The organism is Ligilactobacillus hohenheimensis (assembly GCF_947381805.1).
GTDB classification, from domain to species: domain Bacteria; phylum Bacillota; class Bacilli; order Lactobacillales; family Lactobacillaceae; genus Ligilactobacillus; species Ligilactobacillus hohenheimensis.
On sequence record NZ_CANCXC010000004.1, the window covers coordinates 45,148 to 58,077 of the forward strand.

A 12,930-nucleotide genomic window follows, 5' to 3' on the forward strand; every position below is an offset into this window, starting at 1 on the left:
TAATGAGTACACTAAGAGCGCAGTCGGTGCAGAAGGATGCACTGAAACAAAATATTTTGTTTATACAAGGAGGATGTCTTCTAATGAAGAAAAATATTGTAAAACCTTTGTATTCATTCGGAACAGCTGTACTTGCTTTCGGGACATTAGCTACTGCTAGTATGCCAATTGTAAGTGCAACGACAGTTTCTAGCTCACAAGAAGCAGCAGTTTCACAAGTTGTTGCTTCTTCAAAATCAAAGAGCTCATTACAAAATTCACAAATGAGTTCTCGGGTATTAACAACGGTTGCTTCAAGTAAAGCAATGTCACAACCGTCGGCATCATCATCGACGGTGGAAGGATCACAAACTTCTGCTTCTAATGCAAGTGTTGCTCAACACTCAATGAAAGTAATGCATTTAGCAGCGAATGCTTCTTCTGAAGAAGGACCATATGTTATTTCAGGAACAATGCCAACACCGGCAACAGCAGATGATGGTTGGAAAGTAACTCAAGGACCGGATCATGATGGTGAAGTAGTATATTGTTACGATCCCGACAATTTTAACCCAGCAGCAAACGGAATTAATGGCAATCCATTAGTTGAAAACCCGGCAAGGGGAGTTCACTACAACCGTTCAGATTTATGGAATGGTTCAGAAGCCAATGGTTATAGTGCAGCATCAGTCAATAAAGTTGCTGCAGTATTGTATGCCGGTTATCCAAATAATATTGGCAGTTCTCAATATAACGGACCAATCAGTCAAGCTCAAGTTGACCAATGGTATCAACAGTATCTTGCTAAAAAGAAATTATCATCATCACAATATTCAGAAGCTCAATATGAATATGATATGACTCAAGATGCCATTTGGGGCGTTGAAGGAAATGTGCCAGGTGATAACGTTGCAGATTCACAATGGAGTAAGCAATACCAAGAAGATCCATTATCAAGAGCACTTTACAACTATGCTCAACAATATCCGTTAGATTCACAAAATGCGGCTAAAAATGGGGTTACTCTTGAAAATGCTCAAGGCCAACCAATTGGCGCTAATGACACATTGACCGTTGATCCATCAACTCACGAATCAGAAGGATTCCAAGTTAAGGGTGGAGACGTAACATTACCTTCAAGCATGAATGGCTACAAAGTTGTTAATGCTCAAGGCCAAGCAGTTTCAACACTTGAACCAGGTGAAACATATCGTGTAGTATTTGAACCTTCAACGGATCCTACAAAGACCAACATGCTTTGCCCATATCTTCATGTTGCAACTGCAGACTACTATCACTCAAATGAAGCTGAAGGTACAATGACTTACGGACCAGAGAAAGGTCAAAAGAAGCCATGGCAAAACATGGTTGGATTGGAAACTAACATGTCAAGCCTTAACATTAAGTTTGCAATGAGTTCAAGTCAATCATCAAGTTCAAGTAGCAAGTCAAGCTCAAGTTCAAAGAGCTTAAGCAGCTCATCAAGTAGCAAGAGTTCAAGCAGCAAGGCTTCATCAAGCTCATCATCAGCTAAGGCAGTTTCAAGCAGCAAGGCTTCATCAAGCTCAGTAGCTTCAAGCTCATCAGCTAAGAAGGGCGTTGTAGTTGCTGCTAAGAGTTCATCAGCTAAGGGTCAGGGCGAAGGCCACGGTCATGGCTTACCCCAGACTGGTAACGCCATCGAGGCAGGCTTAGCAATCATCGGTGCCATGATGGCAGCCGCTGGTGCATTCATCGCCGGCTTCAAGCGGAACAAGAAGCAGGACTAATCCAGCGCGATTAAACTAAACGAAAAGGGATCGGGTAACCGACCCCTTTTTTGTGTGTTTAAGTGGGTTTACAAGAAGGCAAGTATAAAAATGGTTTTTTTGTTTCCTTTGATAGTTGCGGATGAGTGCGATATGTGGAAATATTGGACTTCCTGGGAGAATACGCGGATGATCGTATTCAAGAGGTCTTTTCTGCTCTGAGCGTTCAGCAAACATTAAAAGGGGAATTTATGAAGAGCTAGAAGCAGAACAATCGCGATTATAAGAAAGTAAGCGACCGTCATCCTTCCAGATGGCGGTCGTTGTTTTACCAGTTAAAAGCTATAGTTTTCGATGGGCGTATCGAACCAGTCGTACCGCAGAATGTGCCGGTGCTTCCGGTCGACGGGGATCCATAGCCCCGTGTGCATAATGTCGCGCATCACCTTCAGGAAGACGTTATCGTGGGCGGTGCTTCGCGGCCGGGTGACGGTAATGAGCTCATTTGTTTCGGTCTTGAGGACAAGGGCGTGCTTGCCGAGCTTGACCACCTGGGCGGGCACGATGTCCGCCGTTGCTTGTTTGCCTGATGTTGTCATGAAATCACTCTCTTTCTATCAGGACTTGGGGATTGCTTTCCCCGTACCATCATTGTACGTGGTTTGGCTAAGAACGCCACGGATAACTCCGGGCCTTTATGAATCCTTACGTTCGTTTGGACTTTCATAAGGAGTGTGAAAGAAAGTGTTTCAAAACAAAGAAGGGCGTAAAAAGGCCGGAACCCCGTTGTCCCGACCTTGTTGAAGTTTTATTCTGTTTGTTCGTTCTTCTGCTGGGCTTCCCGTTCACTGCGGGCTTCCTTTGGCAGAATCAGGTTGAGGATAATCCCCAGCACTGCCGCCACTGCCAGGCCGGAGAACTGGTACTGGCCCAGTTGCAGGTAGGCGTTCCCGATCCCGATTACCAGGATGACCGAAGCAATCATCAGGTTCCGTTTCTTATCGAAGTCAACGCGGTTGTCGATCAGCACGCGCAGCCCGCTTGAAGCAATTACCCCGAACAGCAGGAACGAAATTCCCCCGATGACCGGCTTGGGGATGGTTTCAATCAGAGCGCTCAGCTTGCCGATGAAGCCAAAAATGATGGCAAATAGGGCGGCTCCAGCCAGCACGTAAACGCTGTGCACCTTGGTGATGGCCAGCACGCCGATGTTTTCACCGTAACTCGTTACCGGTGGGCCCCCGACGAACCCGGCGATGATGGAAGCCGTTCCGTCTCCCGCCAGTGTGTGGTTGAGCCCCGGGTCCTTGAAGAAGTTCCGCTCCGTCAACTGGTTAAGCACCATGATGTGGCCCATGTGCTCCGTCATCGTCACGAAGGCGATCGGTGCCATGCTGAGGATGGCACCCCAGTACAGCTTCGGTTTGTAGTTTACAAACGGAATCTGGAAGGCCGGCAGGCTCAACCAGTGGGCGTGGAGCACCGGCGTGAAGTCGACGATACCAAAGAGAACGGCAATCACGTAGCCGACCACGATGCCTAGAAGAATTGGGATCAGCCCGAGGAAGCCCTTCATGAACATGTTAAAGGCAATTGTCACCAGCAGGGTCAGTAGCGCTACTACGAAGAACTTAAGGTCGTAGTGGCCCGCCGCATTAATCGTGGCGTCCTTCGCGGCCGTCCCGGCAAGCGAAAGCCCGATCACCATGATAATCGGGCCGACGATGACCGGCGGCAAGAGGCGGTCAATCCAGTCCGCCCCGATCATGCTGACAACCAGTGACACGACCAGGTAAACGCACCCGACGGCAATGGTCCCCTGGGCAATTCCCGGGTAGCCGACCGTCTTCATCAGCGCAATCATCGGCACGATGAACGAGAAACTTGACCCCATGTACGCCGGAATCTTTCCCTTGGTAATTAGGATGTACATCAGGGTGCCCACCCCGGAACTAAACAGGGCAATTCCTGGATTTAACCCTACCAGGATCGGCACCAGCACGGTTGATCCGAACATCGAGAACATGTGCTGGATGGAGAGCCCCACCCATTGCCCGAACCCCGGGCGCTCGTTAACGTCGAGCACAACGTCCCGCCGTTTATCACTCATAAAAAACACTCCTTCAAAAAACGCTCCTGGTCGCGTGAAACCAGGAGCGGTGTGCACAGGGAAACCCTGTTAAAATGTACCGGTCTTTTGGGCCTCACGGGACCACATTAAAAGCGTTTGTTAAACTGTCATTCATTGTATGGCCTTTCTGGAAAGGCGTCAAGCAAAACGGGGGATCAGCGAAAAGATTGCCACCCGTTTTTGTTGTGTAGGCAATTAATTACCAGATGTTGACCCGGTCTTCCGGTTTCATGTACATGCCGTTACCAGGCTGCACATTAAAGGTAGTGTAGAAGTCCGCCAGGTTTCGCGGCTGGATGTTGGCCCGGAGTTCTTGCGGAGCGTGCACGTCAATTGCCAGGAGCAGCTTTTCCCGCTCCAGGGAGGACTTGACGCACCAGATCCGCGCCCAGTTAATGAAGAAGTCCCGCAGGTTGGCGTCCGGCGTTTCCTTAGCGGCCTCCAGGGCACAGCTCAGCCCGCCGGCGTCGGCGATGTTTTCGGAAACAACCAGCTTACCGTTGACCTTCCCGGCCCGGGTGGTTAACCCGTCAAACTCGCGGACCATGTCCTGGGCTAAGGTGTCAAAGTGCTTCTTGTCAGCATCCGTCCACCAGTTCTTCATGTTGCCCCACTCGTCAAACTTAGCACCGTTGTTATCAAAGGCGTGGGAGATTTCGTGGGCGATTACCGCTCCAATGCCCCCGTAGTTGGCGCTGGCAGACTGGTCGAGGCTGTAGAACGGTGCCTGCAGGATGGCTGCTGGGAAGACAATGATGTTAAATGACGGGTTGTAGTAAGCGTTAACCGTGCTGGCCGCCATTTCCCATTCCGTCCGGTCAACCTCTTTGCCCCAGCGGCTAAAGTTGTCCTCAATGGCAATCCGGATAAAGCGGGCGTCGTTGGTAAGGAGGGATTCCTTTTCGTCAACGACAAACCGCTTGTAGAGTGGCGCTAACTTGTCGGGGTAGCCGACCTGGACACCAAGGTTATTTAGCTTGACGATGGCCTGCTCGCGCGTAGCGGCGCTTAGCCAGTCGTTGTTTTCCAGCCGGTGCTTGTAAACGGCGACCATCTTGGCAACCATCTGTTCAACGTCGGCCTTGGCCTGTTCACCGAAGTATTTGTGACCGTAGTACAGCCCAACAACCTGGGAGAACTGGTCGCTTGCGAGGCGGTAGGCACTCTTTTGCTGGTTGGCTGCTTGCTTGCTACCGGAAAGGGCCCGGTTGTAGATGGTAGCGGTGGTCCGCGCTTCGTCGGTTAGGTACGGGCTGACCCGGAGGAGGGTCTTAACGAACAGCCAGCTCTTGAGGTTCGTAAACGTCTGCGGGTTGACAATCTTGTCGAGGTGCTCAAAGTAGCGCGGCTCGCTGACGATGATCTTGTCCGGGGTTTTGCCAATGAGGGCGGCAGCGTTTGCCACCAGGTCGACCTGGTCGCTAAAGGCGGACAACTCCGCCGCACTAACCGGGTTGTACAGGCTAGCATAATCGGCCCGGGCCGTACTGTCCTTTTCGTACGGGGCCATGGAGCGGTCAAAGACGAGGGCTTGTTCGAGGGTTTCCCGGGCGAAGTCGTCGTCGTAGCCCGCCAGCTTGAAGAGTTTGAGCATCATTGCCCGGTAGGTTTCAAGGAGGGCCGGGGCCTGTGGGTTGTTTTCCTGGTAGTACGTTGTGTCTGGCAGGATGAGGGAACCGACGTCAACGCTTAATACGTAGTGCTGGGTATCCTTCATGTCAGGTTCCACAAAGAACTGGAACGGTGCCGGGAACCCGTCCTTGGTAAGGTCAGGCAGTTGGTGCTGCCAGTCGGTCAGGTCGTGCAGGTGGCTAACCCGTTCGAGAAGTTCAAGGGCCGGGCCGAAGCCTTCCTTGTTCCGGCGGTCAAAGTCGGCGGCCAGTCGGTAGTACTTGATAAACTCACCGAGGTACTTGTCGGTTGGTTGGGTCTTCCCGTCCAGCATGGCGTTAAAGTCATCCATTAACTGGTGCTCGATGTTATCAGCCAGGGTGGCAAAGCCCCCGGTGGTTGGCCGGTCGGTAGGGATCTTGGCCGTCTTGAGCCATTCGCCGTTAACGGCCATGTATAAGTCGTCTTTAATTAATTGTTCGTTTACTGTCATGGATCATGCCTCCAATATAAAAGCGCTTCAGTTACCCATAGTTTAGCGCACCTGCCGGGAAAAAGCGATTTTTATAGGAAAACGGGATGTGCTGGGGAAGCCAAAACAACCGGACCGCGAAGCCTTATTTTGCCCGTTTTCTTCGGGTTGTTACCCCCGCATTATGCTACAATGGTGGTGATTGGATACAAGGGACGGAGGAGAAAAGGAAATGGAGTTTACAGGGAAGACGGTTGATGAGGCGGTTGCGACGGGCTTGGCCCAGCTGAAGTGTACGCGCGATGAGGTCACGGTCACGGTCGTTCACCCCGGCAAACGCGGTTTTTTGGGGATTGGCCGCCAGGATGCGGTTGTTGCCATTGAGGTGCGCAAACCGGAAGTGGCGCCAGCACAGGAAAACCAGCCGCAGGAACCGGTAACTAAGGAGCAGACCGGCAAAGAAGCACGGCCGCAGGAGGCAGTGACTGAGAAACAGGTCGCTGAGGAAACGCAGCTGCAAGAGACGGTGGCTGGGGAACAGGCCGACGGGGATGCACCGGTAGCCTCCGCCCGCTCCCAGCAGGGTTCCCGGGAAGCGGACCGGGATGCGGTGATTACTGACCTGGGGAACTACCTCGCAGACGTGACCGCGCAGATGGGCGTGCCCGCCACGGTGGACGTTACCGTGGGTCACCGGCAGGTTACATACCGGTTTGTTGCTGAAGAGGATGATGAGGGGAAGCTGATCGGTAAGCACGGTAAGATCCTCAATGCCCTGCAGCTACTGGCACAAAACTACGTGGATGCTCGTTACCGGCACCACCTGCAGGTTATCCTCGACGTTGCTGATTACCGGGAACGGCGGCGGGCAACGCTGGAACACCTAGCTGAGCGGACTGCGGAGGACGTCATTGCCAGTGGGCGGCCGGTTTACCTGAACCCCATGCCAGCAAGCGAACGGAAGGTTATTCATCAGGCACTGGCCGAAAATGACTACGTCACAACGGCTTCCCGGGGACGGGATCCGCGGCGGGGCGTGGTTGTCCGCCCGGTCCACCATGATGATGCAGATTTAATGTAGGAGGCGTTTGTATAATGGAAACGGTCATTGTTAACCGGAAATTTGACGAGGTATACGCGGGAATCTTAGCGAAGATTAAGGAACACGGGTTTAAGGTGTTTGATGACATTGACCAGCAGGCGGAGGCGGCAGCCGTTGACCTGCAGATTAACCCTACCCGGTTGATTATCTTTGGTAACCCTAAGGTCGGGACGCTTTTGATGCAGGAGGACGACGAGATTACGTTTGAACTGCCCATCAAGATTCTGTTAATCGGGATGGGGGACCAGACCAAGCTGGTATACCGGGCACCGCGGGATTTCGCTGGGGCTGACCGGCTTCAGGAACGCGGGCAGCAGATTATCGCGAAGATGACAGCGATGTACGCGGACATGGTAGAAAGTGTGAAGTAGCATGAATGATGAGTTAAACGCCATTTTTGAAGCGATTAAGGCGGACCCGCAGAATGCGGAGTACACCAAGCAAGGAATTGATCCGCTGTACTACGTGGACGCGAACGCTACCATTCTAGTGATTGGCCAGGCGCCGGGGAAGAAGGCCCAGGACACCCACATCATTTGGAACGATGCGTCCGGAAAACGGCTGCGGGAGTGGATGGGTGTGTCGGATGACACGTTTTACCACTCCGGGAAGATTGCGGTGCTGCCGTGTGATTTTTATTTCCCGGGAAAGGGGAAGAGCGGCGACCTGCCCCCGCGGAAAGGCTTTGCGGATAAGTGGCACCCCCGCTTGTTAAAGGCGATGCCGAACCTGCAGCTGACGATGCTGGTGGGAAACTACGCTTTGCGGAAGTACCTGGACTTGAAGAGTAAGGACACACTGACGAACACGGTCAAGCACTTCCGGGACTACCTGCCGGAGTACTTCCCGCTGGTCCATCCGTCCCCGCGCAACCAGATGTGGATGAAGAAGAACCCGTGGTTTGAGGCGGAGGTTTTGCCGGAACTGAAGCGGCGGGTGCAGGATGCATTGAAGTAAGAAAAAATTCCTGTGGCTGAGGAGGCTGCGGGAATTTTTTAGTAGGTAATGCATGTTAAGCATGGTAATATCGGTTTAAAGAAAAGGAGGGGGTAGGGTGGATAATAGTTATGTGTTCATGAATCCGGTGGATCTAAAAACAACTCAAACGGCGATGATTAGTCAGACGAGTGAAGCGTTAGGACTTTTGCAAAAAACCATTAAGTTGAAGTTCAATATGGATAAAGCCGTTACATGGGATTCAGAAAACTCCCAGTTATTGGTACGAAATAAAAGTTCAGAATTATCTATTCAAATTGAGAATTGTAAAATGAATTATTTGACGGTAAATGATATTATTCACCTGAATGAAGATGCGCAATCCCTTTTTGAGGAAGAAGGAATATATGGCGTTGCTGGTCTGAAAGATCGTGGAAACAGCTGTGAATAACATTGGAAAGAATTCAGTTATTTTTGGGGAAGATCAGTTTCCGACCATATCGCAAAAGGCCGCCCACCTTTGGTTTAAGTTAGCACGTTATCAGGCTTTTAATAATGGCAATAAGCGAACAGGATTATTAGCGGCGTTGAATTTTTTGGAAAATAACAATTACCATGTTCAGTACGAGGAACTTAAACTCGATAAGAATTATTTCTACGTGGTTTCAAAAAAGATCGCTACTGGCGAATGGGATGAGCAAAAAATTCGGGAGTTTATTTTAAGAGTGTGTATTTTAAACTTAAGGGGGTGATTAAATGACGGACAATCAGCGGATGAAGGTGCTTGAGCTACTCCAGAATAGTGAGTTTAGGCGAATGAGTGTGAAAGAACAAGAAAGCATTAAAGAAAGAAACAGAAAGAAAATCATGAATGAGCCGGTCGTTAGGGATGCTCTTAAAAAGCTGGCAAGTGAATAATGCGTGGTGTGCTAAAGACGAAATAAGGTTGGGACTAACATCTCAACCTTATTTCGTCTTTATTTGAAAGGGATTGTTACTGATTTAGGCTTCCCGCCGCTGCTGGTCATGCTTGCGGTTTACAATCATGAGAATAAAGGCGGCAACGACACCAGCGCCGGCCACCAGCACACTGATGAAGAAGATAATCTTGTAGGCCGTAACCGGGTTGTGCTGGTCGATGATCATTCCGTTTAACCCGTATGCCCAGAAGACCGGGGCGTACGAGGCAAACGAGCCCACACTCATTGCGGAGCCGGAGTATTTTTCGGGCACTTCAATTTCACTGACTGGTGCCAGGATAATACTCTTTGCCAGGAAGATGGCAAACGAGAAGACCATCAGCAGGATGATACTCGGCCACATGAACTCGTGACTCTTCGGCACAACCAGGACGGCAATCAGCGCCAGGAAGGTCAGCCCGAGGGAAACAAACATCATCCGCGACGTCGACTTGAAGACGTAGTCGGAGATCACTCCTGAGATAGCCCCGGCGACCACGCCCATGGCCCCGGTGTTGATAATCCCAAAGATGGACGCTTCCGTCTGGCTAATGTGGAAGACCGCCTGCAGGTACGGCACCGTGTAGATCAGGTTGATGTACGACCAGTAAATCGTCAGGGCGGTGATTCCGGCCAACCATACCCGTGGCATGGTCAGTACTTTGATGAGCCCCTTCAGCGCATCGCCGGACTTCTTTCCTTCACCGGAGTCGTCCTCCGCAGCGGCAATCCCGTTCTTCGGCACGAACTTCAGGATGAAAAGCACCAGCGGGATAATCAGCAGGTTGTAAATCAGCATTCCAGTCTTGAAAATGGAGATGCCACCAAAAAGGGCCATCGCCCCGACAATCAGCAGGTTCATTCCCATTTCAAGCGCCCGCCGGAGGGATTCCAGCAGCCCGTATGCCAATCCCTTATGGCCCTTGTCCGACATCAGGTCGACCCCGTTAAGAACTGCCGGCCAGAAGAAGGCGTCCGTCAAGCCCCAGATAATTGCAATGATTCGCAGAACGTTAAACGTGGGGTGGAAGAAAATAATGATAAAGACGGTCGTCATTCGAATAAGGAGTCCTGAGATTAACAGCGACCGGATGGAGAACCGGTTGTTTAACCAGCCACCCGGAATATAGAAGAAGACCGAAATTCCAATCAAACTAAAGATGATCCCCAGCTGGGCGTTGTTTAGCCCGAGCACCTTTAACAGGAGGTCGTAGAACGTTCCCTTAAAGGCCTCAAAGCAGGAGTACACTAGCTGGCCGGCAACAACAACCGTCAAGAACCCGGTCAACTGGTTGCCGGACTTAAAGCCCATCTTGTTTAGTAAAGCATTAGAACCACGTGGTGAGGAATTTTCCATAGCGCGGCGCTCCTTTCTGGTGGTGCGGTGGGAATGACTGGGCAATGTCGGTAAAGATGCCATCAACGCCCCAGTTAAACAGCTCGTTGGCCCGATCGATGGTGTCCACCGTCCAGACATTGACCTCGTAGCCGTAGTCCTTCATCTGCTGAACGGTCCCCCGCGTCAGGTGTTCGCTTTGCGGGTGGATAATCTTGGCGCCAGTGGCCTGCATGATTAACGTCCAGTCGTCGTAGAACGTGTGGTCCTCAAAGAGAACGGCGTATTCCAGGTCAGGTTTTAGCTGTTTCATCTTTAATAACATAATCGGGTTAAACGATGAAATGATTACCCGTGAGTCTGGGTTTAACCGGTCTAAGGCCGCCGCAAACTGCTTGACCAGGGAATCCGCCAGCCGGTTGGCATCCGGTCCGATAACCGCCTTAAGTTCGATGTTAATGTTGACCTTGCTGCGGTTTACGAAGTCGATCAGTTCGTCCATTGTCGGTACCTTCACCCCCGTAAACTCGGGGCTAAACCAGCTCCCGGCATCCAGTTGCCGGAGATCGTCAAACATGATGTCCGTGAGGGGGCCGCTCCCCGAAGTTGTCCGGTCAAGGTAGTCGTCGTGCAGCACCACGACGTGTTCATCCTTGGTAATGCCAAGGTCGGTTTCAAGCCACTTTACCCCGTATTTCGTCAGCAGCTCAAAGGCTGGCATGGTGTTTTCGGGGGCCAGGGTTGACATTCCCCGGTGGGCCAAAATGTTACGTGGACTAGTCATCAATCCTGCATTCCGGGTAGCAGAAGCCGGAATGCGCACCTTCTTTCGTGTGAAATTACTCCCCGCTGCCCCGGGGAGCGAACGGATTTCACGAAGTTTTCCTTCATGGAAACGGCCGTTGCTTTTAGCGAAATCGCTTACAGGTATAGAATATCATAAATATAGTAAATGTCACCCGGAAGTTTTCCGGGAAAGTTCCCGGTTAACCAAAAGCTCAACCGGGCGAAGGGAGCATTCCAGTGAAAGCAACACGATTTGTGAATTTGGGGATTTGCAAACTAAAAAACCGATGTTACAATAATTTATGTAAGCGTTACCACAAAGCAACCATGAGGAGGCGAGGTTAATGGATCAACAGCAAAAGTACATTTTGGCGATTGACGAAGGAACCACGAGTACCCGGGCAATTCTGTTTGACCATGACGGCAAGAAGGTCGCAGATAGTCAACGGGAATTCAAGCAGTACTTCCCGCAGCCAGGCTGGGTGGAGCACGATGCCAACGAGATTTGGAATGCGGTGCAGTCTACCATTGCCAACGCCCTGATTAAGTCGGGCATCCGGCCGGATCAGGTCGCTGGGATTGGGGTGACCAACCAGCGGGAAACGACCGTTATCTGGGACAAGAAGACGGGGCTGCCGATCTACCACGCGATTGTTTGGCAGTCGCGGCAAACCGAAGAGATTGCTAACCAGCTGATTGCGGACGGGCATAGCGATGAGATTTACGAAAAAACGGGGCTGCGGATTGACCCGTACTTCTCCGCTACTAAGATCCGGTGGATTTTGGACCACGTTCCGGGCGCCCAGGAGCGGGCCGAGAAGGGGGAACTCCTTTTCGGGACGATTGAAACCTGGATTGTGTGGAAACTGACCGGCGGCGACGCCCACGTCACGGACTACACGAACGCCGGGCGGACGATGCTGTTTAACATCCACACCCTGGAATGGGAGAAGAGCATTCTTAAGATGTTGAACATTCCGGAACAGATGTTGCCGGAAGTCCGGAGTAACTCTGAGGTGTACGGCTACACCAAGGACTACCACTTCTACGGCTACAACGCCCCAATCTGTGGGTTGGCCGGAGACCAGCAGGCCGCCTTGTTTGGCCAGTTGGCCTTTGATAAGGGCATGGTGAAGAACACCTACGGCACCGGGGCCTTCACCCTGATGAACATCGGGGAAAAGCCGCAGCTCTCCAAGAATAACCTGGTGACGGACATTGCCTACGGGATTAACGGCAAGGTCAACTACGCCCTGGAAGGGTCGGTCTTCGTGGCGGGTTCTGCCATCCAGTGGCTCCGTGACGGGCTGGAAATGATTAGCAACGCCGCGGAATCAGAGGATCTGGCCAACGAGTCCCATAATGACAACGAGGTGTACGTTGTGCCGGCCTTTACCGGACTGGGAGCGCCGTACTGGAACTCCGATGCGCGGGGCGCCATTTTCGGGTTAACCCGGGGAACGACGCGGGCTGACTTCGTGAAGGCCACGCTCCAGTCGCTGGCATACCAGACCCGGGACCTAGTTGACACCATGGTGAAGGATTCTGGGATTGCCATTCCAGCACTGCGGGTTGACGGGGGTGCTGCCCGGAACAACGCCCTAATGCAGTTCCAGGCGGACATCTTAAACGTCCCGATTGTCCGCGCTGCCGACCTTGAAACCACGGCCCTTGGGGTGGCCTTCTTAGCCGGGTTGGAAGTTGGTTTCTGGAAGGACATGGACGAACTCAAGACGTTAAACGCTGCGGGGACCCGGTTTGAACCGCAGATGAACGACGCTGAGCGGGACCGCTTGTATGCCGGCTGGAAGAACGCCGTGCAGGCCACGCTGGCGTTTATGCCCCAAAAAGACGGTAAAGGAGAATAGCC

At 51.9% G+C, this 12,930-nt stretch carries 13 protein-coding genes; 8 read left to right on the top strand and 5 right to left on the bottom strand.

Translation table 11 applies throughout. The features are described from left to right. The first annotated feature begins 83 nt into the window (after positions 1-83). Complete coding sequence (locus QOR60_RS05790) at positions 84-1,748, top strand: Cys-Gln thioester bond-forming surface protein (RefSeq protein WP_283582425.1); 1,665 nt, start codon at positions 84-86, stop codon at positions 1,746-1,748. A gap of 314 nt (positions 1,749-2,062) precedes the next feature. Here the strand turns inward: QOR60_RS05790 and QOR60_RS05795 are convergent, their stop codons facing one another. From QOR60_RS05795 to QOR60_RS05805, 3 genes are all read right to left on the bottom strand, one after another. Beyond that, complete coding sequence (locus QOR60_RS05795) at positions 2,063-2,326, bottom strand: hypothetical protein (RefSeq protein ID WP_283582426.1); 264 nt, start codon at positions 2,324-2,326, stop codon at positions 2,063-2,065. Between the two features lie 209 nt (positions 2,327-2,535). Beyond that, entirely contained in the window at positions 2,536-3,837 is a 1,302-nt protein-coding gene (locus QOR60_RS05800) for a uracil-xanthine permease family protein (RefSeq protein WP_283582427.1), read from the bottom strand. A 220-nt stretch (positions 3,838-4,057) separates the two neighbouring features. Beyond that, the gene (locus QOR60_RS05805) at positions 4,058-5,962 is read right to left on the bottom strand and encodes a M13 family metallopeptidase (RefSeq protein ID WP_283582428.1); all 1,905 of its coding nucleotides are present in this window, start codon (positions 5,960-5,962) and stop codon (positions 4,058-4,060) included. A gap of 211 nt (positions 5,963-6,173) precedes the next feature. Between QOR60_RS05805 and jag the strand changes: the two genes are divergently transcribed. The 6 genes from jag to QOR60_RS05835 all read left to right on the top strand — a co-directional run bounded on the left by jag (position 6,174) and on the right by QOR60_RS05835 (position 8,897). After that, positions 6,174-7,022 (top strand): RNA-binding cell elongation regulator Jag/EloR, encoded by an 849-nt coding sequence (jag, locus tag QOR60_RS05810; RefSeq protein ID WP_283582429.1) that lies wholly within the window; start codon positions 6,174-6,176, stop codon positions 7,020-7,022. A 14-nt stretch (positions 7,023-7,036) separates the two neighbouring features. Further along, positions 7,037-7,414: a DUF302 domain-containing protein gene (locus tag QOR60_RS05815; RefSeq protein ID WP_283582430.1), complete on the top strand. Its 378-nt coding sequence runs from the start codon at positions 7,037-7,039 to the stop codon at positions 7,412-7,414. Position 7,415: 1 nt separating this feature from the next. Further along, a complete protein-coding gene (locus QOR60_RS05820) occupies positions 7,416-8,000 on the top strand; it encodes a uracil-DNA glycosylase family protein (RefSeq protein WP_283582431.1) in 585 nt (194 codons plus the stop codon). A 97-nt stretch (positions 8,001-8,097) separates the two neighbouring features. Then, a complete protein-coding gene (locus QOR60_RS05825) occupies positions 8,098-8,430 on the top strand; it encodes a hypothetical protein (protein WP_283582432.1) in 333 nt (110 codons plus the stop codon). Further along, positions 8,423-8,731 (top strand): type II toxin-antitoxin system death-on-curing family toxin, encoded by a 309-nt coding sequence (locus QOR60_RS05830; RefSeq protein WP_283582433.1) that lies wholly within the window; start codon positions 8,423-8,425, stop codon positions 8,729-8,731. Before QOR60_RS05825 ends, QOR60_RS05830 begins: the two co-directional genes overlap by 8 nt. 4 nt (positions 8,732-8,735) lie before the next feature. Further along, positions 8,736-8,897, top strand: a complete 162-nt coding sequence (locus tag QOR60_RS05835) for a hypothetical protein (RefSeq protein ID WP_283582434.1) — start codon at positions 8,736-8,738, stop codon at positions 8,895-8,897. A gap of 84 nt (positions 8,898-8,981) precedes the next feature. Here the strand turns inward: QOR60_RS05835 and QOR60_RS05840 are convergent, their stop codons facing one another. Further along, positions 8,982-10,295: an MFS transporter gene (locus QOR60_RS05840; RefSeq protein WP_283582435.1), complete on the bottom strand. Its 1,314-nt coding sequence runs from the start codon at positions 10,293-10,295 to the stop codon at positions 8,982-8,984. After that, positions 10,267-11,058, bottom strand: a complete 792-nt coding sequence (locus tag QOR60_RS05845; RefSeq protein WP_283582436.1) for a glycerophosphodiester phosphodiesterase family protein — start codon at positions 11,056-11,058, stop codon at positions 10,267-10,269. The genes QOR60_RS05840 and QOR60_RS05845 overlap by 29 nt, the downstream gene beginning before the upstream one ends. A 346-nt stretch (positions 11,059-11,404) precedes the next feature. On the opposite strand from QOR60_RS05845, the gene glpK reads away from it, so the two are divergent. Next, the gene (gene glpK / locus QOR60_RS05850; RefSeq protein ID WP_283582437.1) at positions 11,405-12,928 is read left to right on the top strand and encodes a glycerol kinase GlpK; all 1,524 of its coding nucleotides are present in this window, start codon (positions 11,405-11,407) and stop codon (positions 12,926-12,928) included. The last annotated feature ends 2 nt before the right edge of the window (positions 12,929-12,930 follow it).